Raw genomic sequence first — 25,330 nt, forward strand, 5'->3', positions numbered from 1 at the left:
TCCCTCCAACGTCTTACCGTTTCTTTCTCCACTCGAACCCTCTTTGTATAACCGTATCTCCATATTTTTCAACGAGTTGTTCGATTGCTTGTAATAAAGGTTCGCGTTTAGCATCTTCTTCATAGGAAAATAAATCAAGCTGTTTAACAGCGTGTTTTCGATCGACGACATCAAGAGCCGTAACCCCTAATAGTCGCACAGGGTCTCCTGTCCAATGTTTTTTAAATAGTTGAACGACATGATGAAAAATATCTTTCATGTGAAGGGCGGGATTCTCTAACTTTTTGCTTCGGGTGACGGTATGAAAATCAGAGTAGCGAATCGTAATTTGAATATTCTTCGTTACAACCGATTTTTGTTTCATTCGTTCACAGACAGAACTAGTCAATTTCTCCAACGTTTCTACCAGTGTCTGCTCATCAATGACGTTATGCGGTAGTGTGGTAGAGTTTCCTATACTTTTGATCTCGGCAGCAGCATTCGGATCCACCGGATGATGGTCAACACCGTTCGCACGTTCCCGAAGATAGACACCATTTATCCCTAAGGTATTTTTTAATAAGCCTTCCTGTGCTTTTGCTAAATCCCCGATGGTATAAATACCGATTTCATGTAATTTTCTTGCAGTTTTTTCGCCAACTCCATGCATTTTTTGAACGGGAAGCGGCCACAAGATGTTGGGAACATCCCGCTTGCGAAGAACGGTAATTCCTAATGGTTTTCTCATGTTACTAGCCATTTTCGCTAAAAACTTGTTTGGTGCGATTCCAATACTTACGGGAATTTGGTAGGTCTCAAGCAGCCCTTTTTGAATCCGATTGGCAATCTCTAAAGGGGTTCCCATTTCGTAACAATCCGTTATATCCATATACCCTTCATCAATCGATGCCGGCTCTAAAAGAGGGGAGAAGTTCGATAGAAAATCAAAGATTTTTGCACTCATTTCTCGATACAGGTCAAAATTCGGAGGACGTACTACCAAATCTGGGCACTTCTTTTTTGCTTCCCAAAGTGACATAGTAGTATAAACGCCTTTTTCCCGCGCAAGATAGTTGCAGGTAAGGATAATTCCACGGCGTTCTTTTGGGTTTCCAGCTACGGCTAATGGTTTGTCACGAAGAGAAGGGGAGTAAGCAGCTTCTACAGATGCGAAAAAAGCGTTGCAATCAATATGAAGTATTACCCGTCCATTTTTGGGATACATCTCTTTCATAGAACCACCTTATTCCAATTTTTAAAACCATGCCCACTAAGATGTGTACCAAACATTTCTATGAAAATATTAACACTCCACACGCCTGAAGAAGCGGGATTCTTGAGTAATTTGAGAGATGTATTTTCCTAGCATCTCAATATTGTTTGACGGACTTAATTGATGATACGCTCGTAATCTACTTTATGTTCGAGCAACCTTTTCCAACGAACGAACACCTGTTTTTATTTTATCACCATCATGCGCTGTGGAGCAATGAAGCGGTTATAAGACAGCCTTTGCTCGGAAGAGAACTACAAACTTTTTTCAATATTTTGGATGTATTTACTTAAAAAAAGAAAAAATTGAAAAAATTAATTGTAAAGCGCTTTCATATTGTTTATAATGCAACTAAACCGGTTTATTAAAAAAGGACATAACGAACTAAATCGATTTAGTTAAAGAGAGAAGGGAAATCCTTGAAAAAAGTAACCATGGCCGACGTTGCGAAACGGGCGAATGTTTCAAAAAGTACAGTGTCGCAATATTTGAACAAACGCTACGATTATATGAGCGAGAAAACAAAAAAGCGTATTACAAAAGCGATTGAAGAATTAGGTTATCAACCAAATTTTATTGCCCGAAGCTTAAAACAAAAATCGACAGCAACGATTGGCGTTATCGTTTTCAATGTTTTGCAAATGCTCACAACACAGGTGCTGCGGGCAATCGAAGATGTCTGCCAGCAACGTGATTTTCACGTCATTGTCTGCAATACAGATGATGATCCAGTGAAAGAGAAAAAATATATTGAAATGCTGCGCGCGAAGCAAGTCGATGGATTAATTATTTTCCCAACGGGGAAAAATGTCAATCTATATGAAAAAATGGTGGAAGAACAATTTCCACTCGTGTTTGTTGACCGAATGGTTCCTGAAGTAGAGGTAGATGCGATTCTACTTGATAACCATCAGGCGGCAGCATTGGCTGTCGATTATTTTGTCCAGCAAGGATATGAACGAATTGGCATTGTTACGCCGCCGATCGCACCCCATGTTATTCCAAGGATGGAGCGAATTGAGGGGTTTCGTCAAGCACTTTCCGACAATAGGCTTCCGATTATGGAAGAGTATATGGTGGGGTTGGAAATTCCTTCGATAAAAGGACGGTTAGCCAACTTGTTTTCTTCCTCACACCCTCCGGAGGCGTTATTTGCCATTAACGATTTAACATTGATGGAAATTCTAACTTTTGTTAAGGATCATCATTTGAGAATACCAGATGATATAGCACTCATTAGCATCGACGATGTGCCGTTTGCCCATATTTATACACCGGCATTAACAACGATCGCCCAACCGACATTTGAGATGGGGAAAAAAGCAGCAGAGCGGCTGTTTATGCAAATCGAACAAAAAACGAAACATCGTCCGCAAATTTTACGCTTTCCACCTACGTTTATCGAACGGGGGTCTGCGAAACGAAGAACGTAACATGAAAGAGGGAAACGACAGTGAATAGAGAAGTTGTTATTGGAGTTGATATTGGAACAACAAGTACAAAAGCAGTCGTGTTCGGGGAACATGGACATGTGCTTTCATCTCACGCGGTGGATTATCCGATTGTGCAGCCGTATCCTAGCTGGGCAGAGCAAGACCCGGATGTGATTTTTTCTGCTGTTGTCGAAAGTGTAAGCGTTGCCATTGCAAAGGCGAATGTGACTTCCAAGCAAGTCAAAGCAATCGGATTCAGTGCGGCGATGCATTCGCTAATAGCACTAGATGCATCAGGCCATCCGCTTACCCGCTGTATTATTTGGGCGGATAATCGCAGTGTTGAGCAAGCGGAGCGTCTATTGAACGAGATGGACGGATTAGATATTTATAAGCGGACGGGAACGCCGATTCATCCGATGTCGCCCCTTCCAAAATTGCTTTGGTTCAAGGAAAGTATGCCGGAGTTATTTGATAAAGCCGATAAATTTGTTTCGATAAAAGAATATGTGTTGTACCGGTTATATGATCAATACGTGGTCGACTATTCCATTGCCTCGGCAACGGGACTGTTCTGTTTAGATACGCTCGATTGGGATGCGGAAGTTCTCCGCCTTCTTGGTATTTCAAAAGCTCAGCTATCGAATCTTGTGCCAACGACACATATAATGCGTGGAATGAAAAAGGAATGGGCAGAACGAATGGCGCTTGCTCCTGATGTACCTGTTGTTGTCGGAGCTAGTGACGGCGTGCTTGCAAATATTGGCGTCGGTGCGGTTTTGAGTGGCGAAGCTGCCATTACGATCGGAACGAGCGGTGCGGTCCGTACAATTTCATCCGTGCAAAAAACCGATGAAAAAGGACGAACATTTTGTTATGCGCTTACACCAGATCATTGGGTTGTCGGCGGACCGACCAATAACGGCGGAATATTGCTGAGATGGCTGCGCGATGAGTTTGGCGGACAAGAGCGTGAGGTGGCGAAAAAACTTGGTGTCGATCCATATGACTTATTGACAAAGTATGCTGAGCGCGTTCCTGCCGGTGCGGAAGGATTGCTGTTTCTCCCGTTTTTATCAGGAGAGCGCGCACCATACTGGAATGCAAACGCAAGAGGCACGTTTTTTGGCATTAGCCTTCATCATAAGCGGGAACATTTTATCCGAGCCGTGATGGAAGGGGTATGCATGAGCGTCTTATCTGTAGTGTTAGCGATTCGTGATGTCACAGGACCGCTGTCGGAAATTCGCGTTTCGGGTGGATTTGCGAAATCGGCGTTTTGGCGGCAAATGCTTGCCGATATGATGGGAAAAGAATTACTTGTTCCCGAAACGCATGAAGCTTCTGCTTTAGGGGCTGCTTCACTGGCTTTGTATGCCCTTGGTGAAATTCCGTCATTAGATACAGTCAAATCATGGATTCGTATTTCATCCCATCATATTCCAAATGAAGCCAATACATTTATCTATTCGGAATTATTCGGTATGTATGTACGTTTATATGAACGGTTAAAAGATGAATTTGATAGTATCGCTTCGTTTCAGCAAAAGTATTCTTAAACGGGGCGAGATTTTCCCGAATACTAAATCGGTTTAGAAATCGAACATTAGGGAAGTTTGCGATTGTCAAAGGTGCCATTGTTGGATAGTGATTAAAATGCATCACTTTTTTTGTAAACGGTTACTTATATACCAGATTACTATCAATCATGATGCAATATCGCTCTTTAAATGAAGGCATGTTGTGGACAAGTGATTGCTGTATGCAGAAATGAGTTTGAAAATCATAAAATAAATAATCATTTAAGGGAATGGGGGAGTTAAAGTTATGTCTGGATCTGCTTTAATTTTAATCGTGATCGCTGGAATTAGCTTACTTTTATTTCTCATCATACGTTCTAAATTACATGCATTTGTTGCCTTGTTATTAGTAAGTTTGCTCGTAGGTGTTGCAGCTGGTATGCCATTAAAAGGGGTCATTGAATCTATTCAAAACGGAATGGGTGGTACCCTTGGTTTTGTTGCCGTTGTTGTTGGTTTAGGAGCGATGTTCGGACAAATGTTGGAAGTATCAGGCGGTGCAGAGCGGCTGGCGCAAACGCTCATAAAAAAATTCGGTGAAAATAAAGCACAATGGGCGCTTGGTATTACTGGATTTATCGTTGCGATTCCTGTATTTTTTGATGTTGGTTTTATTATTCTTGTTCCGATTGTTTATGGATTGGCAAAGAAAACAGGCCGGTCTCTTCTTTACTACGGAATTCCGCTGTTAGCTGGCTTAGCAGTTACACATAGTTTTATCCCGCCAACACCTGGGCCCATCGCTGTCGCCGAGTTAATTGGTGCTGACCTTGGTTGGGTTATTTTATTCGGATTTATTGCTGGTATTCCAGCTATGATTCTAGCAGGTCCAATGTTTGGGAAATATATTGCGAAAAAAATCCATGCGACGATACCAGATTATATGGAAATCGAGGAGAAAAAATTTGATAAAGATCTTCCGAGCTTCGGACTCATTGCTAGCATTATTTTCATTCCTTTAGTGTTAATTTTAGCTAATACGGTTTCTGGTGTTGTCCTTCCAGAAAAAAGCGGATTGCGTTCTTTCTTTACATTCTTAGGGCATCCATTTGTCGCTTTAACGATCGCAACACTACTTGCTTTTTACCTGTTGGGGCAAAAAAGAGGGTTCACGAAACAAGAAATTCAAGGTATTGCGACAAAAGCATTGGAGCCTGCTGGAATTATTATTCTCGTAACAGGGGCAGGCGGCGTGTTCAAGCAAATTTTAATTGATTCTGGCGTTGGGAACGTGTTAGGAGATATGATGGCTTCTTCTTCACTGCCGCCAGTTTTATTGGCATTTTTAATTGCAGCAATTGTTCGCGTGTCACAAGGTTCAGCTACAGTAGCGATGGTAACGTCTGCCGGTTTGATTGCTCCTTTGATTGAAACGCTTGGCCTTACTGGACCAGTGCTAGGTTTGATCGTTATCGCTATTGCGGCTGGTGCAACAATCCTTTCCCATGTGAATGATTCTGGATTTTGGCTTGTCAACCGTTATTTCGGCTTAGATGTAAAAGACACGCTAAAGTCATGGACGATTATGGAAACAATTATTGCTATTGTCGGTTTTGCGGTCGTATTGGTTCTTAGTTGGTTTATTTCATAGTTTGTATGCATAATTAATTACCCAGAAGTAATAGACCGTTATAGTAGATTAGGTAGGAGGAATAGCCAGTGAATAAAACTCAATTAATTGAAGCCGTAGCAGAAAAAGCAGGGTTAATAAAGAAAGATGCAACGAAAGCAGTAGATGCAGTATTTGAAGTTATTCAAAACTCATTAGCAAATGGGGATAAAGTACAGCTAATTGGTTTTGGAAATTTTGAAGTTCGTGAACGTGCTGCTCGTACGGGTCGAAATCCTCAAACTGGGGAAGTAATTGAAATTCCGGCAAGTAAGGTTCCTGCGTTTAAGCCAGGTAAACAATTAAAAGAGACGGTAAATAACTAGGTATAGTCTTGAGTTTTTATTATAGGCTCTGTTAAAGAACATTGTTGAAATTTGAAACCCAACCAAGTTCTTGCTTTAATTGCAATTAGAACAAAGGTTCGGGAGTGTAAATGATGGACAAAGCGTTCAGTAACCTATTAAAGTACATCGACAAGTTACCCCATACTAAAAAGGAACAAGTTTATCAATGGTTAAATCGTTATGTTGACCCCACCTCTTCCGTTGGTGGTCGATTAATTAACGAAATGCGGGAAACCCGTTTTAAAGATGGTTTCGAGTGTCCCCATTGTACATCTGAACACGTTGTTCGATTCGGAAAAGTCAAGAGTCGTCAACGGTATCGTTGTAAAAGTTGCCTTAAAACCTTTACGGATACGACTAACACTGTTCTTTATCGCACCCGAAAAGGTGACGAATGGATTATATTTGTTGACTGTATGTTCAAAGGCTACTCCCTTCGAAAATCGGCTGAAATCGTAGGGGTTACTTGGGTTACGCTTTTTTACTGGAGACATAAACTGCTGTCTGCCATAAAAAAATGGATTTTGACCATTTTGAAGGTATCGTTGAAGTTGACGAAACCTATTTCTTATATTCACAAAAAGGGCAACGTGGCATTACGGAACGTAAACCTCGTAAGCGTGGCGGTAAGTCTAAACATAGAGGAATCCGCCATGAACAAGTATGTGTTCTTGTTGCAAGAGACCGTACAAAAGCAACCGTCTCCAAAGTATCTTGTATGGGGCGTATTGTGAAAACCAAAGTTGAAAATATCATTGGTTCTAAACTATCGTCTGACAATGTGCTTGTTACCGATACTTGGAGAGCATACAAAACCTATGCAAAAGAAAAAGGATTAGAGCATTACCGAATCAAATCCGATGGTGAAAAGCACGTGATAAAAGGCTTATATCACATTCAAAATGTCAACAGTTTTCATTCTCGGATGAAGAAGTGGATTGACCGTTTTAAAGGTGTCGCTACCAAATATCTTGATAATTACCTTGCTTGGTTCTTGTTTGTAGATAGTCGCAGTAACGAAAATACCAAGCAACATATAAAAGAGCTTCTGCTTACATCATCTGTATTTGGAAATGACAGAAACTTATGATAGTTTACGTCTATCTAAGTTCAGTGCTTAAAAAAGTCATTAACGGGCAATCGGCTTAAAAATATTGGGAGAGGAGAACTCAATTTATGGAAATAAGGAAACCAAACGATTCGGAATATAAAAAGATTTTATCACTTTCACCACAAGCATTATTCGATGGTACATTAGGCGAGGCAAAACCGTCAGATGAAAAAGTCAAACAACTTATTGAACCATTATTGCAGAAAGGAAGCTATTATTTAATAGCAACTGAAGGTGATATTCTAATGGGTTGGATTCTTATAGGAACAAGTAAAGACCAATTTACTGAAAAGATATATGGATTTATTTATGAATTGTTTGTGTTAGAAGAATTTAGAGGAAATGGAATTTCAAAACGATTGATGGAGACTGGTATCGAACATCTTAAACAAGATGGATATTCAGAGGTTCGTTTAAGTGTATATGCAGGAAATCAAGCCATTAAACTGTATGAAAAATTGGGATTCAAAATTAGAACCTTTACAATGAGTATGCCCATTTAAAACAACTATCTTTATTTAACAGCTAATAGGCAGGTTTTTGAGAATTGGGGAACCAATAAAAATGGTTTCCCAACATTTTATCGAAAAATCAACATTAAACATTAACAGAGCCTTATTATAAAAAGGGTCATGTAAAAATACCTTCAATGATTTCCATTGAAACGAGCTGAATAAATAAGAAAAAGCCGCGAGCCACATTCGCGGCTTTTTCTATAAGCTTTTATTCTGTTGAAAAAAACAATGAGGAGACTATAAAGATAGAAATACGCATGAGGGGAAACGAAAATGTATATTAGAGATATCATTTTTCAGTCATTTACAATTTTGATTTCTGTTATCGTCGCAAATAAATTTTTTGTTTATTCATCAAAGAAGTAGTAAATACATTGTTTTCATTTTAGCAACAATTTATAAGAAAACACCAAAAAAACGGAGTCAGTTTTTATTCAACCTGCTCCTTTAAATTACCTATATATTCATGTAGTTTGCTTTCTTCATACTCATTTAGTTCTCTCATAGGAATAATCGATTGAGAAGCAGGATTTGTTCCACGAACTTCAGCAATCAATTGATTACCTTTGAAGATATTGTACGTTGGTTTTCCATCTGAACTTTCTATTGGTTCGTGACGAAACATCGATTTTGACTTACTTTCTTCCACTTAAATACATCTCCTTTTTTTAAAATACTTTTTTATAGAATTCGTAGCATAACTATAGTCAAATGTTTGATATAGGGGGGAATGCATAGCCCAACGAACCAAAACTTTTAAGGTATAGAGCTAGTTGGGAAAGGTTTATTTTGGCCTTCATATGAGTGTCTGTGATCAACTGCTTTTATTGTTCTTTTTGTGTAAATGGTATAGGTAAGGTCATTTTTTATTTTCCCTTTTATCCATCTAAGTATCCGTAAAATGTCATCTTTAAAGTGATTAACACAAGATTCCATCGGAGTTTTCTTTAAATAAGTACCAAAACTCCGTAAATTGACACCTATATATTAAAGAGAATGAAATATTACCACTTATGCATACTATATATAAAAAGGAGAATGTCTCTTATGAGTAAATGGAACAAAGAAAGTTCACCAAACAACAACTTATCTGCAGCTGAATTTAAAATTTCTGAAGTCGAAACAGAGCATGAGTTTTCAGAAGAATTATCAGATGGAATGGAAAGAAACGAGTACATAAAGGACCAACAAAGAAAAAATAAATAAAAAACTCCTAGTCATAAAACCTGCTGTTATAAATGAAAAAAGTTTTAAAAGATATCTAAAAAAGGAAAGAGGCCTTAAATGTTTGTAGAACCGGGTCGCGAGGAAGGATATTTGAAGTACCGAAAAGCAAATAAGTTGAGACAGGTGAAACTCCTGTAGGTTAATACTGTGGGGGGCGTAATCTCTCCTAGCCTTTACATACGAAAGGAGTGCATGTTTGAATCCTGTCGGAGGCATCATCTTTTTCTCGGGTTAATCGACGAACAGGTGCGATGCTTAATGAACGGGCATCGCCTTTGTTATTTGTAAACAAAAGTATGGTATGGCCCAGGGCTTTTAAGGTAATAGCAATCATACAAATCATACAAACCGTTTAAAATATTTGGGATGGATGAACACTAGTGAGGTCAACACTTAAGATGACATCATAACAATCATTTGTCAGGAGGATAAAAGTGGAATTCTTAGGACTTGATATGTCAACACTCATGAAAGTTATTATGGTTGATCTCATTCTTAGCGGAGATAATGCAGTTGTAATTGCATTAGCTGCTAGAAATGTACCTGCAGAACATCAAAAAAAAGCGATCTTTTGGGGAACATTCGGTGCGATTGTTTTGAGATTAATTTTCGCAGCCATTATTGTTTGGTTATTGAGAATTCCGTTGATTTCTGCAATTGGCGGAATTTTGCTTGTTCGAATTGCTTATAATTTACTCGCCGGAAAAGAAAAAGAACACAAAGCTGGGGGGACCACGGTGGCATCAGCAGTTAAAACAATTATTATTGCAGATGCGGTTATGTCACTAGATAACGTTTTGGCATTAGCGGGTGTTGCACACGGGTTCCTACCAATCTTAATTGGTATTTTAATTTCTATTCCAATCATTATTTGGGGAAGTCAACTCATATTAAGAGTTATGGAAAATTTTCCTATTATTATTTATGCGGGCGCTGGTCTATTAGCTTATACTGCAGGTGAAATGATTGTTGGAGATCAAAAAGTAGATGAATTTCTCCATTCTATAGCTCCAAACTTAAAACAAATTATCCATGTTGGATTACCAATTGCATTAGTAATTATTGTAGTAGGAATTGGGTACTTGAAAAGAAGTAAAAAAAATGATTGAAGCCTGTACGAAGATTAAACGAACGGATGGGAATGTTTAGTGGAAATGAAAAAAGGTTTTCGATTTATCCTTAGACAAAAAAGTGCATACATTTCAAAATTAGTGGTAATCCTTTTCTTATTGAAAGATTGGACGCTTTCCTTTTGGAAGGCGTCTTGTTTTGTTTTTAGGACCATATAGTTGAATAATCATCCATTTTTTGGCAATAGAATGGGATACTTCAAATCGGTATCGCTGTATATCTAGAATTTATTTCCTATCCTCATTTAGGTAAATGTTCTTATTTTATTTTTTTGTATTGATTTTGATAATCATTATCATTTATCCTGTTAATGTATAACGAAAATGAAAATCATTATCAATTAACAAAAGATATGATTTTCAAAAGAGGAGTGTTTAACTATGGAAGCAACCATTTATACTCATCCAAGTAATGAAGCATTATTATCTATTCAAGCACAAAGGGAATCAAATGCACGATCCTATCCAAGAAGATTGCCTCTTGCTATTAAAAGAGCAGAAGGAGTTTATGTTACAGACATGGATGACAAGCAATATATAGATTGTTTAGCGGGAGCAGGTACACTTGCGTTAGGTCATAATCACGCGGTTGTCCGTGAAGCGATTGAAGAAGTATTAAAGTCTTATTTGCCATTACATACACTTGATTTGACAACGCCAGTTAAAGAGGCCTTTATTGATGAATTATTTGCTTCTTTACCACGTTCATTTGCGGAAAAAGCAAAAATCCAATTTTGCGGGCCAACAGGCGGTGACGCAATAGAAGCTGCCTTAAAGCTAGTCAAAACGGCAACTGGCAACAGAGCGATTCTGTCGTTTCATGGGGGATATCATGGTTCCACACATGGCACCTTGAGTGTTAGCGGGACTACTGATCCGAAAAAGAAAATTCATGCACTTGTACCAGATACGCATTTTCTTCCATATCCATATGAATACCGTTGTCCGTTCGGGATTGGAAAAGATGGACACCGTATTAGCAGTACGTACATTGAGAATTTACTAGATGACCCGGAAAGCGGAATTGTCACTCCGGCGGGTGTCATTGTAGAGGTGGTACAGGGTGAGGGTGGTTCAATCCCCGCTCCAATAGAATGGTTAAAAGAGCTTCGCCGCATCACAAAAGAACGAAACATTCCACTTATTATTGATGAAGTACAAACTGGCATCGGCCGAACAGGAAAAATGTTTGCATTTGAGCATGCTGGAATCGAGCCTGATGTTCTTGTTCTTTCAAAAGCAATCGGAGGAAGTCTACCGCTCTCCGTTGTGCTTTACGACCGTCGTCTTGATAAATGGGAACCTGGGGCCCATATCGGAACATTCAGAGGAAATCAAATGGCGATGGCTGCCGGTCGAGCCACAATACGGTTTGTGAAGGAGAATCAACTGCCGGAGTACGCACATAATATGGGATCTTACATAATCAAGGAATTAACATCCATTCAAAATCAAGTTCATTCAATTGGTGATGTAAGAGGGAGAGGGCTCATGATTGGTGTAGAAATCATTAATCCAATGAGGCAGCCAAACCAAATTGGTAGTTATCCGGCTTATCCTGAGCTAGCTAAAAACATTCAACAAGAATGCTTTAAACGAGGGGTTATTTTAGAAGTTGGAGGGCGTTTTAGCAGCGTCATTCGTCTACTGCCGCCATTAATCATCACACAAGAGCAAATTGATGAAGTGTTGGACCGTTTCTATCAAGCGATAATAAGCGCCGAATCCCAATTTGGATTGCGTTAGAAGGTGAACATATGAATACAAACTTTGCTCATTGGTTTCTTCATCCTAGTGGTGAAAGTATAAAAACATACCGTGCACTTATGGATTCGGTTGTTACGGTAATTGAGAATGAAACAATGAGGATTAATAAACCTTTTTCGGGAGCTTCTCGTCAAGAGATTGAGTCAAAAGTAAAAGAGATGTTTAATTTCTCAACTGTCGCTCAGAAGATGGATGTTGTGCTGGAAGAGATTCGAAATGTCATTGTGAGAAATTCTTTATGGATTTCTCACCCATCATCTATGGCGCACCTTCATTGCCCACCTTTACTTCCGTCAATAGCTGCGGAGGTAGTAATCAATGCACTCAACCAATCCATGGATTCATGGGATCAAAGCCCTGCTGCTACTTATGTTGAAACGGAACTGATCAAATTCTTCACCAAGCAGATTGGTTATTCTCATGATTCGGATGGGATCTTTACAAGTGGAGGAACTCAATCCAATTATATGGGATTGCTGCTCGCTAGAAATAAAGCTTGCCAAACAAACTTTTCGGTTAACGTTCAGGAGGAAGGTCTTCCGATTGAGGCGAAAAGATTACGAATTCTTTGCTCGGAGCATGCTCATTTCACGGTCCAACAATCGGCGGCACAGCTTGGATTGGGAATGAATGCGGTCGTAAAAGTTGCGACAAATGACAAGCATCAACTGTGTATAAATGATGCCAGGAATAAGATTGTCCAGCTTCGGCGACAAGGATTCCTTCCATTTATGATCGTGGCAACAGCAGGGACAACAGATTTTGGAAGTATCGATGGTCTAAAAGATATAGCAAATTTAGCGAATGAAGAACAATTATGGCTGCACGTCGATGCCGCTTACGGAGGAGCCCTGTTATTTTCCCATCAATATCGGCACTTGGTCAGCGATTTACACTTAGCCGATTCGATTACGATCGATTTTCATAAACTTTACTATCAAACCATTAGCTGCGGAGCATTTTTTGTAAAACATAAACAGGACTTTAAGCAAATTGCTTACTTTGCAGATTACTTGAATCCTAAAGAAGATCAGAATAACGGTATCATCAACCTTGTGGAAAAAAGTGTTCAAACAACCAAACGGTTCGATGCCTTAAAACTTTTGTTCACTTTTAAGTTGATGGGGACTCATTTGTTTGGAGAGATGGTCGATTACACGATTAATCTTGCGAAAGAAACAGCCAAACTGCTAAAGAACGATTCTCGTTTCGAGGTACTAAATGAACCAAAAATCAATGCTGTATTATTCCGTTACATTCCATCACAACATCGGGAAGACCCATCGTATGTTGACAAAATCAATCTTGAGCTTCAACGTGCTTTCTACCAAAGCGGTGAACTAATTATGGCAAAAACAAGGCAAGACGGAAAAGTGTACTTGAAATTTACAATGCTCAATCCTCTCAATACAATCAGCAAGATGAAGATGCACATTGAACGAATCAAGCAAGCTGGGGAAAAAATAGAGAAAGAGCAAGGAGCGAATAGGTATGAATATTCCGTTTATTACTAATCATCTTACCATACAAAATTTGATTAATTGTTATGTGAAAGAAACAGGAAAAGGGGAGTGGAAGCTTCCAAATGAGGTTCCTATTCTAATAGAAGAAAAAGAGATTGAGCATGTATTAGTCATTCCGTTTCATCATCTGTCTGTTACATTATACATTCCCGTTCGATATAAATCTGTAACAGAACGTCATCTGTTTTCACCTTTTATGTATTATCAAATGAAGAATGATCATGTGAAACAACTTGATTTCATTACATTAATTACTTTCATGCAAAAAGAATTCTCTCTCACATCCAATAAGCCCATTCAAACGGAGGAGCTTATGATTCGGACAATTTTAAGCTATCAAAATATGAAAAGAATTATATCAGAGCGATTCGATAGCTTAGAAGAATGCTATCAGACGGAAAAAACGTTTCTTCAATCAGAACAATCCTTGTTAATCGGACATCAACTGCATCCGACGCCAAAAAGCCGTCAAGGAATTGATGAAGATGAAGAACATATTTTTGCGCCAGAGAGGAAAGGGGCTTTTCAGCTTCATTATTTCCGTGCAGCAAACGATATTGTAGAGGAAGACTCTATTTTGTCCCAAAAGGCTTCGATACTTATAAAAGAAGAGTTAATGAATGACCCTTTCGTTGCTCAATCATTTAAAGAAAGATATTGCCAGGACGATGGTTTTTCATTGATCCCTGTTCATCCGCTGCAAGCGAGAAAGCTGTTGGGACGAGAAGATGTGTGCCATCAAATTCAAAAAGGAAAGCTTGCCTATTTAGGACCGCAAGGCCGAAAATTTTATCCGACATCTTCCGTTCGGACGGTGTATCATCCGGAAGCACGATTTATGTACAAATTTTCGATTCCGGTGAAAATCACCAATTCGTTGCGCGTAAATAAGCGGAAAGAGCTGGATCGCGGTGTTGAAGTGAGCCGTCTACTGCAAAATGAGCTTCGTGAACAACTGGCAGCGCACCATCCGGCATTTCATATCATTCAAGACCCTGCTTTCATAAACTTAAAGCTTGAAACAGAAGAAACAGGGTTTGAAGTGGTGATCCGTGAAAATCCGTTTCAAAAGGGCAAGGATACACGCACGACGTTGCTTGCCGCACTTTGTCAAGATCATATAACGGGGGGCGCTTCCCATTTAGCAAATATCATTTCTGAAATAGCGAGCAGGGAGGACATTTCAACCAGCAAGGCAAGTGAACAGTGGTTTACTCGCTATTTGCAAGTGAGTTTAAGGCCGCTTTACTGGTTATACGCAGTTTATGGGATCGCTCTGGAAGCACACCAGCAAAATTCTGTGATAAAACTCGATGAACAAGGCTATCCATCAACCTTTTATTATCGTGATAACCAAGGCTATTATTTTATGGAATCAAAGGCTCAAAAATTAAAACAGCTCGTTCCATCATTAAATGAAAAAAGCGATACGATATGTGCTGACTCTATCGCAGAGGAACGATTCCGTTATTATGTCTTTTTCAACCACTTGTTCGGTTTGATTAATGCATTCGGAGTCAATCAATTGATCAATGAAAAGCGATTATTATTATTGCTGAAAGAAGAACTGAAAGACCTCAAAAAGAATTTAGGTGATCATACGAACTTATTGGATTCTTTATTAAATGAAAAAAAGTTGCCATGCAAGGCCAACTTACTGACAAGATTGCACGATATGGATGAGCTTGTCGGACCGCTTGAGACTCAATCTGTTTACGTAAATGTAAACAATCCATTGGCTTTGACTGTAGGTGAGTTGTATGAAGTCTAAAGTTTTCATCAAACAAGATTATCCTTTTGAGCGATACGATCCTATTATCAAAAAGACGATTACATTTCGTCAAGTAAATATGAAAGAAGATTTAAAACGGCTTCACTCATGGATGCACGAAGAACATGTCATCCCTTTTTGGAAGTTAAACATTTCACTTGCAGATTATGCTGATCATTTACAAAAGTTTTTACAGGATGATCATCAAACTCTCTTGATTGGTGAACTGGATGGTGTACCGATGAGTTATTGGGAGTCATACTGGGTGAAGGGTGATATTATCGGTAACTATTATGAGTTTGATGAATATGATCAAGGCATTCATTTACTGATCGGACCGAAAGAGTTTCTAGGAAAAGGTTTCATCTATCCGTTGATGATGACAATTTTATACAAAAAACTACAAATACCAGAAACAAAAAAAATCATTGCAGAACCGGATATTCGAAACGAAAAAATGATTCATGTATTCAAAAAATGCGGTTTTCAACCTGTAAAGGAGGTCCAATTGCCTGACAAAACAGGGTTATTAATGGTATGCGAGCGGAAGGTATTTGAAAGAAGGTGGACAGATTGGCAAATGAACCAATTTTAGACGTGATTGGAGTGGGAATCGGTCCTTTTAATCTAGGATTAGCAGCATTGCTTGATAAGACGGAATGCCAGTCACTATTTTTTGATAAAAAACCATGCTTTGAGTGGCATCCAGGAATGCTTTTGGAAGGAACAACCTTGCAAGTGCCGTTTATGGCCGATGCTGTAACCATGGTAGATCCGACAAGTCATTATAGTTTTTTAAATTACTTACATGAACACAAGAGATTATATCGATTTTACTTTTTTGAAAAATTTCATATTCCACGAACAGAATACAATCATTATTGCCAATGGATTGCCCGGCAGCTCCCACAGCTTCAGTTCGGGGTCGAAGTGCAGAATATTGAGCAAACAGATGAAGGGTATTTTCGTGTTACCGTATACTCCAATAACGAAAAGAAACAAAAAATTTATCAGGCCAATCATGTTGTATTAGGAGTAGGAACGAGACCGTATGTTCACGAGAATTTTCAATCATTGCTTGGTGACCAAGTATTTCATTCTTCACAGTATTTGTACAAGCGGGAAAACATCCTAAAAGCGAGCTCGATTACAGTCATCGGTTCGGGACAGAGTGCAGCCGAAATTTTTCATGACCTATTATTAAAACAACCGGATCATGATTATCAATTGTCATGGTACACAAGGTCCAAAGGATTTTATCCGATGGAGTATTCAAAGCTTGGGTTGGAACATTTCTCGCCTGATTATACACGTTACTTTTATCAATTGCCGCAACAAAAGAAAAAAGCCGTCTTAAGCAATCAGTCTTTACTGTACAAAGGAATCAGCTTTTCCACGATTGCTAATATTTATGATTTATTGTATGAGCGAACCGTTGGTAACAAAACACCGAACGTTCATCTGCAGGCATTGACTGAACTGGTGTCCATTGAAGAATGGAACAATCGATATTATTTATCTCTGTATCAGCACGAACAGGAAAAAGGGATAAACATAGAAAGTGATGTAGTCATTTTAGCAACAGGTTATCAGCCTTATATCCCTAATTGTTTAAAAGGAATGATGAATATCGTCGAGTGGGATGAATCAGGCCAGCTTGTCATTCAAGAGGATTATAGAGTGAAGTTAAAAACCGAAAGTCAAAACCATTTATTTATTCAAAACGGAGAGCTTCACACGCACGGCGTGGGAGCCCCTGATTTAGGACTCGGAGCGTTTCGAAATGCGACCATTATCAATCAAATAGTAGGAAAAAAAATATATCAAACATATGAAACCAATGTATTTCAACAGTTTGGTGTATAGGGCGAAAAAATAGATGATGCATTTCGGAAATACAGTTTGAAGAATCACATAGTTAATTTATTGGAAGGAAGTATGCATTCGTTTCCATTTTATTTAAATCTATTAAATCAAAAATAAAAAGGGAGTTGAACATGATGGGAATTTGTGAAACACCTCTACACATGTTAACAGAGAAAGCTTGGAACGACGCCGATCAAAAGCTGTTAGCGAAAATGCTTCAAGAGTTCATGTATGAAGAAATTATCACTCCAAACCTTCTTAGTGAATCAGGAGACGTTCAAACTTACGAATGGATAGATAAAAAGAAAACAGTATATCGTTTTCAAGCAAAGCCCCGATTGTTTGATAGTTTCTACGTAATACCAGAGAGCATTGAAATAATAACAACTGAAGCAAAATATATACCGTTGTCTCTTTCTCTTTTACTTAGCATCCAGGAAGAAGGAAACATGTCAAGCTCAACTGCAGGACATTTAATAAAAGAATATTTACATACCCTAGTAGCGGACACTCACTTAATAGAAAAATCAAAAACGACAAATGAGCTGATTGAATTAGATTATGCTGAACTGGAAGGGGAAATGACTGGACATCCGTGGATTACATATAATAAAGGCCGCATCGGTTTTGATTATGATGATTATGTAATGTATGCGCCTGAACAAAAGAGAAAGGTGCAGCTTTCTTGGATTGCCGTTCATAAAAACATCGCCACGTTCCATTCAGTTGAAGGATTGTCATATAACCATGTCATGGAACAAGAGCTTGATGAAAAAATACGTCAACGCTTTGTAAAAAAATTAGAGGCAAGGGGAATACAAGAAAAGGATTATTATTTTATGCCGATTCATGCTTGGCAATGGAACAATATCATTGTTTCCATGTTTGCAGCAGAAATTGCAAGAAATGAGATCATTCCTCTAGGTGAAGGGGAAGATGAGTATCTTCCTCAACAGTCGATTCGCACATTCGTGAATGTAACAAATAAGAAGAAATACCATGTTAAGCTCCCGATGAGCATATTAAATACGCTCGTATACCGTGGATTACCAAGCGAGCGAACGGTCATTGCACCTAAAGTAACAACCTTTATAAAAAACATACTGGAAAACGATTCGTTTTTAAGGGAAGAATGCCGTCTTGGTTTATTAGGTGAAGTAGCGACGATCAATGTCAACCATCGGACTTTCGAGAAGCTACAGGGAGCTCCATACCAATATCTTGAAATGCTAGGTGTTGTTTGGAGGGAGAGCGTTTATAATAAATTAAAAGAAAATGAACATGCTATAACACATGCGGCATTGTTACATGTCGATCATGAAGGAACGCCGTTTGTGTCAAAATTAATTCACAAATCAGGTCTCACTGTCGAACAGTGGGTTCAAAAACTCGCAAAAGCGATTTTGCCACCGCTTCTTCATTACTTATATCAGTACGGTACTGTATTTTCACCGCATGGCCAAAATACAGTGCTTGTGCTAAGAGACTACAAGCCAGAACGCATCATTATGAAAGATTTTGTAGATGATGTAAATATTAGTGACCAGCCACTTCCAGAACTAAAAATTTTAACGCCTGAGTTGAAAAAAGTTTTACGCAGTGAGCCTCCTGAAGGGTTAACTCAATTCATTTTAACCGGATTATTCATTTGCCACTTCCGTTATTTAAGCAATATTCTTCAGGAAAACGAACATTTCTCTGAATATCGTTTCTGGAGTATTATTCGAGAGGAAATTCTTTCTTACCAACGAAGATTTTCTCATTTACAAGAGCGGTTCAAGCTATTTGATTTATTGCGTCCGACCTTCACGAAGCTTACGCTCAATCGAAATCGTATGTTTGATTACGGTTATGAAGACGGAGATGACCGTCCACATGCGAGCGAATATGGAACCGTCACTAATGCCCTTAATCAAGTAGCCGTTCAAGAAATAAACTCAGTTGAGCGATAAAAGAAATTAGAGTGTGTAATTCCTTTACAAATACTTATGCGAACTCCTCTAGAAGTAAAGCTAGAGGAGATTTTTATATGATCCTTTCCATAAAGTTGACGGTTTGAGCTAAGCAGTAATATAACTGTCTATTTTACATATATATATAATTGTTAAAATTTCCGTATCATAGTTTTTGAAGTCTGTTCATCTTGTTTATGATTTGTACCTTTCCTATTCGCTCAAAAGTAACATGAGTGAACTGAAGGGTTAATTTTTTTAAAACCAATTTTTTTCTTGATGCAAATTGACAGAACTTTTAGATTAATAATTGAATAAACCTGTGAATGCTTATTTTGAACAATTAAGCGGCTGTAGAAGGTGATAAATCAATCATTTCAGGTAAGTGCAGTTTTACTTTTTTTGCAAAATTTATTTCAGCTTCTAAGTTCGATGCAGATGATTAGCAGCATAAATCGTCCAGCAGGCGGACAAAAGCTGGAGAATTTATTCTCATCGGGAGGGAAAAGTTGATGAAAAAATATCCTCTCATCATGATCAGCATCATTATTCTTTTAATAGGCTGTTCAAATGAACAACAAGAAGATCTTCAAGAGGAACTACAGGTAAATAACAACAGTAATATGGAAATCATCGCGCAAGATTTAAGTGTGCCATGGGCGATCGACTGGGATGGTTCATCTTTTTATATTTCAGAGCGGACTGGCTCAATAGTAAAAATTACAGGCAATAAAAAAATTAGACAGAATCTACATTTAGAAAAGAAGCTTTCAACAGCAGCTGAAGCTGGTGTATTAGGTTTTGTGCTTCATCCTGAGAAAAGGAATACCGCCTTTCTTTACTATACATATGAGGATGAAAGCGGGCGATTTAATCGAGTTGTAGAAATACGAGAAAAGAATAATGAATGGTTTGAGGAAAAAGTTTTGCTTGATCACATTCCAAGCGGTGACCTTCATCATGGTGGAAGAATAAAAATCGGACCTAACAAAAAATTGTACGTCACAACTGGAGATGCGACAGTACCGATGATTGCCCAAGACAGGACATCTCTTAACGGAAAAATTTTACGCATGAATCTTGATGGTACCATACCGGACGATAATCCTTATGCCAACTCCCTTGTCTATAGCTATGGACACCGCAACCCACAAGGCTTGGCATGGGATGAAACGGGTCAGCTTTATAGCTCTGATCATGGCTCAATCGGACATGATGAAATCAATCTAATTAAGCCGAAAGGAAACTATGGCTGGCCTATTATTCAGGGAGATGAGACAAGAGAGGGGATGATCGCACCTTTGTTCCATTCGGGGGATGATACATGGGCGCCATCTGGAATTGCCTATCATCAAAGGATATTGTATGTTGCACAGCTCCGAGGGGAAGGGATTTTAGCATTCGATTTAAGAAATAAAACATATAAACAAATTGTTTCCAACGTAGGTCGCGTGCGGGATGTATTCATATTGGGAGATCATTTATATTTTGTCACAAACAACACGGATGGAAGAGGGACGCCAACCGTTCATGATGACAAATTGATCAAAATTCCACTACGGAAAGCTTTTTGATGCAATTTTAGTAATTTAGGTTGATGCAAAAGAAGTGTTTTGAACTTTATTTTTTAAACCTCAATTACTGATTTCGCAAGGCATTTTAGGGTAACATACCCATCACTCAATGTAGAACCGTGTATCGAATTTTGATAGCGAATATGGTGTTTCTGAAGTAAGTATTTATAATTGGATTCTAAATACGTAATTGATTACTGCATCCTACACCAAACTAGTGTAAAGTTCAGTAAATAGGGAGACTAAGGTAAAGGGTACTAGGCACGTGTCGAAAGCGATATTCAGGCATGGTTGATGTAAAAACATTCTTGTTCAACAATCGGGCGCATTTCTGTAGGAACGCGCCTTTTTTACTTTTGGGCCAGATTCTTAAATAAAAGAGGGTAATTCTTCAAAGCAATTTTTTTAACCGGGGCAATTTAGTCGAAGTTAATCATTTAAATAGATGAGGATATAAAGGAGATTAAATTTATTTGAAGGTAAATGTATTAAATTTTATGAGTTGGGAAGCACTCAAAATGCATAACTGTACTATCTAACTGAATAAGATGGCGATAAGCCTTCTTTTTATAGCTCAGGGTCTGATAAACATTGTTTAGGAGGAAAAGAATGTCAAGTTATATATATATCCTGAGTTTCACCTAATCAAATGAATTCGATCATCAGAAATGGACTTAAAAAAACCGAAATTCCCAAGAAGATCATCATTGTTGGTGCAGGTATGGCAGGACTCGTCTCGGCCTCTTTACTTAAGCAAGCTGGACACCATGTTACAATTCTTGAAGCTTCCGGAAGGGTGGGAGGACGGGTCTATACGCTGCGAGCCGATTTTAGGGATGGGCAGTTTCTTGAAGCTGGTGCGATGCGTATTCCAAATAATCATTTCTTTACTTTGGAATATATAAAAAAATTCCAACTTCCGGTTAACGAGTTTATCAATTCGACTCCTAACGACATTATCTATTTAAGAGGAAAAAAAGCTCGTTTAAAGACATATGAACAGAACCCTGATATTTTTGGCTTTTTGGTAGCCCCACATGAAAGAGGGAAAACCGCTACGGAGTTGCTTCAATCAGCAATAAAACCCGTGACAGATTTTATTAACCAAAACCCACGGAAAAATTGGCCTGTGGTGGTAAAACAATTGAATCAATACTCGATGGAAGCTTTTTTGAAAGATAACCCGTTTGGAGTATCGTTATCTCCGGGGGCCGTCGATCTACTCAAAGTACTTCTTACAATAGAAGGATTTCCTGAGCTTTCTTTCCTGGAACTGTTACGTGAACTATTGGTTTTGTTTGCCCCTAATATTCGCTTCTATGAGATCACGGGCGGTAACGACCTACTTCCTAAAGCTTTTCTCCCTCAATTGAAAGATAATATTCTGTTCGGACAAAAGGTGAAGAAAATTGTACAGCACAACAACCAAGTAACCATTCATGCTGTCAATAAAATTTTCGAGCCATTTCAAATCACCGGTGATCTTGCGATTATAACTATTCCTTTTTCAGTCTTACAATTTGTGGAGGTTGAACCAGTTAACTCTTTTTCTCACGAAAAATGGAAGGCGATTCGAGAACTTCACTATGTGGGCTCTACGAAGATCGGTATCCAATTTAAGAGCAGGTTCTGGGAAAGGGAAGGGATGTATGGTGGAAAAACAGCTTCTGATCTCCCTATTACGCTTACTCATTACCCGAGCTATGGCCTCGGTAAACCAGGACCGGGTGTTGTTTTGGCTAGTTATACATGGGAGGATGATGCTGTACCTTGGGACAGTTTGTCCGATGAAGATCGCTTCGAATATGCATTAAAAAACTTGGCTACCATCCATGGTAAACAGGTGTATCGTGAGTTTGAAACAGGAGCGTCCCACAGTTGGATTCGAGATCCATATTCTGGTGGAGCTTTTACGATGTTTAAACCATATCAGGCAATGGAACTATCTCCTTATATTTCCACTCCCGAAGGAAGAGTTCATTTTGCAGGCGAACATGCCTCATCTACCCACGCTTGGATCCAAGGTGCAATCGAATCCGGAATACATGTTGCACATGAAGTCAATAACTTACCAAGAACTTTCTTCAGTCCTAGTCACTTATAAAAAAGAGGATAATAGTGTAGAAACATTACCCTTTAATATACTTTTACCTGTTTTGCACAAAACTAAAACTTACAATTATTGGCATGATCAACATAATTATGGATTATCGGTAGTTCATCTTTCCATTTAGTGGTGCCGTTAGCATAAGAAAAAAATTGAATATCAAGGCGTTGAGAAAATTAAATATAAAAATTGATTTTATCTTTATAGTCCTTCCTATATTTTTCCTTGTTTTTTTAATTTATGATTATTTTACAGGTTGTGAAGGTTGCGTAAAGATTGATTTACGTTACTTTTTTTATTCATTAATAGCTTTAATAATCTATTTTGTATCTAAAAAAAGAAAAAATAAATCATAATTTCTTAAACCAAAGGGTGCTTTCGTTTAAGAATTAGATACTTAAGGTTGACCAATATTTTTTAGTGAAATTTAGGTCACCCTTTTTTTATTAACAAGGTTTTCATGCAATCATTTGTCTTGTAACCAATAACATAATAGTATTTCAGACCGCAGCTTAAATTTTTTACTTATGTCGGTTTTCCAATTTGAACTTAAATAGTTGCTATTACAAATTCTATACAAGCAAAAAAGGAGAGCCGTTCACTTCTTACAATGACGAGCTCTCCTTCTTTTTTATCCTATCAATCTTTTGACAAACTTCGGGCGGTGTCTGGCACGTCATCCACCTTCCGATATTTAATGAAGGTTGGATTTAGTCCGTTTCCGAGTGTGCCGTATGCGTGCCCTTGGCGCGGTTCGATGAGTTCGTGCTGCTGATAATACACACGCGGCGTCTTCCAAAGTGCAATGAGCGCTTTTCTCATCGGCATTTCATGATAGCGATCCGGCCACATTTTTTTGAGATGTTCTTTCACGAGCGGATAATATTTTGAACTCATCGTTGGAAATATATGATGCTCGGTGTGATACGAAAAGTTAAAATGCAAGACATCGACCCATTTCGGAACGGTAACCGAAAGGCTGTTTGCAAGCGGATCGTTGACCGGTACTAATGGATTTAAACGATGATTGGTCGAAATGTAACTCATGACGATGAAGTTTCCAATCAAGAGCGGCAAGAAAAAGGCAAAGAACCACTTTCCAAATCCGATGACAAACAACAAGCTAATCCACGTCGCCCAAGGCAATAGAAACTGCCAAAACACGACTTGACGATTTTTCGGCTCAAAATCTTTGAAAAAATAAAACAGCATCCGAATGGAATGAAGCGTAAATGTGATCGTCAATGCACTAAAGGCAAAGAACGCGCGAATCACAAGCGGAATTCGATATACCCAGTGCAATAAACGACTTTTCGCTAACTTTTCTAAACTCGGCCATGCATCAGGGTCCAATTCCTCATGTTGGGTATACACATGATGATTGACGTTGTGCCACTTTCGCCACAACTTCGGACCTGTGCATAATGGCCAAAATGCAATGGCTCCAAAGAAATCGCGCAACCACGGACGACGAACGACCGTACCGTGTAAAATTTCGTGACCTAAAAACCCTAGTGACGCAAAACAAAAACCAAGTACGAGAGAAATGAGGAAATTCCACAATGGATGAAGATTCATCAAGGAAATGACAAAGAGTCCACTGATCGCAATGATGAGGTAGACAAGACCACCAAACAAACGAGAAGGAACGGGCTGAAACACTTCCTTCGGCAAGTGCGGCGAAATTTTCGACGCATACCAACCGAACGTATAAAATTCTTTCATTCAAATAGATCTCCTTTCAAATATACCGACCATTCTTACGGAATGGATGCACTACTCCGTAATGAGAGGCGCGAAATCACACACGAAAAATATTAAGAATTTTCAAACCAAATCGTTCGTTTTTATCGTAACACCTGTAAGTTTATCCTGTCAAACTTTTTTATTACTTGGTAATATTATCTAGTATCAATTCCTTTCTCTTTCTGAGATGAGGAACTAACCAATATATGGGATAAAACGTGTGAAAATATGAATTGTTTGCGGCTGAAAATAGTAAAAATTTTAAATGGGATGTATGAAAATAATAAACGTAGATAAAAGCGAAGTCGAATGTTTGAAAAAAATAGTTCGAACATTAGCTAGTATAAATGGTTTGCGTGCGATGTTAGATAATGACATTCATTAAAAAATGCTTTAAGGAATTAGAACCACTGCCCGGTACAAAAAAATAATACTGATCGCTAATATATTTTTTAAAGGGTGCCAGGCACGTGTCGAAATTCTCCTCTTGTAAGCGACGTAGTTGTTTTTGTAACTTGGCATAATCATCTGGTGTGACAGTTGATTCATCTTCCAAGTTCATAGGGGAAAATCTCTTAATCCATTTATAAATGCTTACTTCAGAAACGTCATATTCGCTACTTAAGTTTTTAACAAAAGTACCTGAGTGATAAAGTTCAACAACTGTTCTCTTGAAATCGTCATTAAATGATTTTGACACTACTTTCCCCATAAGGACACTTCCTTTCACTTTATAGTCTTGTAAATTTATCAAGAACTTAACTAAGATGTGTCCATGAAATTATACTAACACCAGTGATTAAAATTATTTTTCATTATA

At 38.4% G+C, this 25,330-nt stretch carries 19 protein-coding genes and 1 pseudogene; 16 read left to right on the plus strand and 4 right to left on the minus strand.

The window, feature by feature from the left end:
• Positions 1–13 precede the first annotated feature (13 nt).
• Positions 14–1,213, minus strand: a complete 1,200-nt coding sequence (locus H0Z31_12540; protein MBO8178272.1) for a DNA polymerase IV — start codon at positions 1,211–1,213, stop codon at positions 14–16.
• 458 nt (positions 1,214–1,671) lie between these two features.
• Between H0Z31_12540 and H0Z31_12545 the strand changes: the two genes are divergently transcribed.
• From H0Z31_12545 to H0Z31_12570, 6 genes and pseudogenes are all read left to right on the plus strand, one after another.
• The gene (locus H0Z31_12545) at positions 1,672–2,685 is read left to right on the plus strand and encodes a substrate-binding domain-containing protein (GenBank protein MBO8178273.1); all 1,014 of its coding nucleotides are present in this window, start codon (positions 1,672–1,674) and stop codon (positions 2,683–2,685) included.
• A gap of 20 nt (positions 2,686–2,705) precedes the next feature.
• Positions 2,706–4,244, plus strand: coding sequence for a gluconokinase (gene gntK / locus H0Z31_12550; protein ID MBO8178274.1), 1,539 nt, complete (start codon positions 2,706–2,708; stop codon positions 4,242–4,244).
• 268 nt (positions 4,245–4,512) lie between these two features.
• Complete coding sequence (locus H0Z31_12555; protein ID MBO8178275.1) at positions 4,513–5,856, plus strand: gluconate transporter; 1,344 nt, start codon at positions 4,513–4,515, stop codon at positions 5,854–5,856.
• 68 nt (positions 5,857–5,924) lie between these two features.
• Positions 5,925–6,200 (plus strand): HU family DNA-binding protein, encoded by a 276-nt coding sequence (locus tag H0Z31_12560; GenBank protein ID MBO8178276.1) that lies wholly within the window; start codon positions 5,925–5,927, stop codon positions 6,198–6,200.
• Positions 6,201–6,313: 113 nt separating this feature from the next.
• Positions 6,314–7,342, plus strand: a pseudogene (locus H0Z31_12565) (IS1595 family transposase).
• A 55-nt stretch (positions 7,343–7,397) separates the two neighbouring features.
• Positions 7,398–7,835 carry a GNAT family N-acetyltransferase gene (locus H0Z31_12570; GenBank protein ID MBO8178277.1) on the plus strand — a complete coding sequence of 146 codons (438 nt, stop codon included), beginning with the start codon at positions 7,398–7,400 and terminating at the stop codon, positions 7,833–7,835.
• A gap of 442 nt (positions 7,836–8,277) precedes the next feature.
• Here H0Z31_12570 and H0Z31_12575 read toward each other — a convergent pair whose 3' ends face one another.
• Positions 8,278–8,496, minus strand: a complete 219-nt coding sequence (locus H0Z31_12575) for a hypothetical protein (protein ID MBO8178278.1) — start codon at positions 8,494–8,496, stop codon at positions 8,278–8,280.
• A 398-nt stretch (positions 8,497–8,894) separates the two neighbouring features.
• Between H0Z31_12575 and H0Z31_12580 the strand changes: the two genes are divergently transcribed.
• From H0Z31_12580 to H0Z31_12625, 10 genes are all read left to right on the plus strand, one after another.
• The gene (locus H0Z31_12580; GenBank protein ID MBO8178279.1) at positions 8,895–9,053 is read left to right on the plus strand and encodes a hypothetical protein; all 159 of its coding nucleotides are present in this window, start codon (positions 8,895–8,897) and stop codon (positions 9,051–9,053) included.
• Between the two features lie 476 nt (positions 9,054–9,529).
• The gene (locus H0Z31_12585) at positions 9,530–10,183 is read left to right on the plus strand and encodes a TerC family protein (protein ID MBO8178280.1); all 654 of its coding nucleotides are present in this window, start codon (positions 9,530–9,532) and stop codon (positions 10,181–10,183) included.
• A gap of 402 nt (positions 10,184–10,585) precedes the next feature.
• Positions 10,586–11,950: an aspartate aminotransferase family protein gene (locus tag H0Z31_12590; protein MBO8178281.1), complete on the plus strand. Its 1,365-nt coding sequence runs from the start codon at positions 10,586–10,588 to the stop codon at positions 11,948–11,950.
• An 11-nt stretch (positions 11,951–11,961) separates the two neighbouring features.
• Positions 11,962–13,485 carry an aspartate aminotransferase family protein gene (locus H0Z31_12595; protein MBO8178282.1) on the plus strand — a complete coding sequence of 508 codons (1,524 nt, stop codon included), beginning with the start codon at positions 11,962–11,964 and terminating at the stop codon, positions 13,483–13,485.
• The gene (locus tag H0Z31_12600) at positions 13,463–15,265 is read left to right on the plus strand and encodes an IucA/IucC family siderophore biosynthesis protein (protein MBO8178283.1); all 1,803 of its coding nucleotides are present in this window, start codon (positions 13,463–13,465) and stop codon (positions 15,263–15,265) included. Before H0Z31_12595 ends, H0Z31_12600 begins: the two co-directional genes overlap by 23 nt.
• On the plus strand, positions 15,255–15,860 hold the full coding sequence (locus tag H0Z31_12605; GenBank protein MBO8178284.1) for an acetyltransferase: 606 nt from the start codon (positions 15,255–15,257) through the stop codon (positions 15,858–15,860). Before H0Z31_12600 ends, H0Z31_12605 begins: the two co-directional genes overlap by 11 nt.
• Positions 15,830–17,131 carry a lysine N(6)-hydroxylase/L-ornithine N(5)-oxygenase family protein gene (locus tag H0Z31_12610; GenBank protein ID MBO8178285.1) on the plus strand — a complete coding sequence of 434 codons (1,302 nt, stop codon included), beginning with the start codon at positions 15,830–15,832 and terminating at the stop codon, positions 17,129–17,131. Before H0Z31_12605 ends, H0Z31_12610 begins: the two co-directional genes overlap by 31 nt.
• 134 nt (positions 17,132–17,265) lie before the next feature.
• On the plus strand, positions 17,266–19,083 hold the full coding sequence (locus H0Z31_12615; protein MBO8178286.1) for an IucA/IucC family siderophore biosynthesis protein: 1,818 nt from the start codon (positions 17,266–17,268) through the stop codon (positions 19,081–19,083).
• A 512-nt stretch (positions 19,084–19,595) separates the two neighbouring features.
• Complete coding sequence (locus H0Z31_12620) at positions 19,596–20,657, plus strand: PQQ-dependent sugar dehydrogenase (protein ID MBO8178287.1); 1,062 nt, start codon at positions 19,596–19,598, stop codon at positions 20,655–20,657.
• 649 nt (positions 20,658–21,306) lie between these two features.
• Entirely contained in the window at positions 21,307–22,761 is a 1,455-nt protein-coding gene (locus H0Z31_12625) for a flavin monoamine oxidase family protein (protein MBO8178288.1), read from the plus strand.
• Between the two features lie 642 nt (positions 22,762–23,403).
• On the opposite strand, the gene H0Z31_12630 is transcribed toward H0Z31_12625, so the two are convergent.
• Together H0Z31_12630 and H0Z31_12635 are read right to left on the minus strand one after the other, a co-directional pair.
• A complete protein-coding gene (locus H0Z31_12630) occupies positions 23,404–24,489 on the minus strand; it encodes an acyl-CoA desaturase (protein MBO8178289.1) in 1,086 nt (361 codons plus the stop codon).
• A 385-nt stretch (positions 24,490–24,874) separates the two neighbouring features.
• Positions 24,875–25,222 (minus strand): transposase, encoded by a 348-nt coding sequence (locus H0Z31_12635; GenBank protein MBO8178290.1) that lies wholly within the window; start codon positions 25,220–25,222, stop codon positions 24,875–24,877.
• Between the last annotated feature and the right edge of the window lie 108 nt (positions 25,223–25,330).

Source organism: Bacillus sp. (in: firmicutes) (genome assembly GCA_017656295.1).
Lineage (GTDB): Bacteria > Bacillota > Bacilli > Bacillales > JACDOC01 > JACDOC01.

Excerpts from the sequence above, each read along its gene's own strand:
- H0Z31_12540 (MBO8178272.1), bottom strand. The coding sequence starts at position 1,213 with ATGAAAGAGATGTATCCCAAAAATGGACGGGTAATACTTCATATTGAT.
- H0Z31_12555 (MBO8178275.1), top strand. The coding sequence starts at position 4,513 with ATGTCTGGATCTGCTTTAATTTTAATCGTGATCGCTGGAATTAGCTTA.
- H0Z31_12570 (MBO8178277.1), top strand. The coding sequence starts at position 7,398 with ATGGAAATAAGGAAACCAAACGATTCGGAATATAAAAAGATTTTATCA.
- H0Z31_12580 (MBO8178279.1), top strand. The coding sequence starts at position 8,895 with ATGAGTAAATGGAACAAAGAAAGTTCACCAAACAACAACTTATCTGCA.
- H0Z31_12585 (MBO8178280.1), top strand. The coding sequence starts at position 9,530 with ATGTCAACACTCATGAAAGTTATTATGGTTGATCTCATTCTTAGCGGA.
- H0Z31_12590 (MBO8178281.1), top strand. The coding sequence starts at position 10,586 with ATGGAAGCAACCATTTATACTCATCCAAGTAATGAAGCATTATTATCT.
- H0Z31_12595 (MBO8178282.1), top strand. The coding sequence starts at position 11,962 with ATGAATACAAACTTTGCTCATTGGTTTCTTCATCCTAGTGGTGAAAGT.
- H0Z31_12600 (MBO8178283.1), top strand. The coding sequence starts at position 13,463 with ATGAATATTCCGTTTATTACTAATCATCTTACCATACAAAATTTGATT.
- H0Z31_12605 (MBO8178284.1), top strand. The coding sequence starts at position 15,255 with ATGAAGTCTAAAGTTTTCATCAAACAAGATTATCCTTTTGAGCGATAC.
- H0Z31_12615 (MBO8178286.1), top strand. The coding sequence starts at position 17,266 with ATGGGAATTTGTGAAACACCTCTACACATGTTAACAGAGAAAGCTTGG.
- H0Z31_12620 (MBO8178287.1), top strand. The coding sequence starts at position 19,596 with ATGAAAAAATATCCTCTCATCATGATCAGCATCATTATTCTTTTAATA.
- H0Z31_12625 (MBO8178288.1), top strand. The coding sequence starts at position 21,307 with ATGAATTCGATCATCAGAAATGGACTTAAAAAAACCGAAATTCCCAAG.
- H0Z31_12630 (MBO8178289.1), bottom strand. The coding sequence starts at position 24,489 with ATGAAAGAATTTTATACGTTCGGTTGGTATGCGTCGAAAATTTCGCCG.
- H0Z31_12635 (MBO8178290.1), bottom strand. The coding sequence starts at position 25,222 with ATGGGGAAAGTAGTGTCAAAATCATTTAATGACGATTTCAAGAGAACA.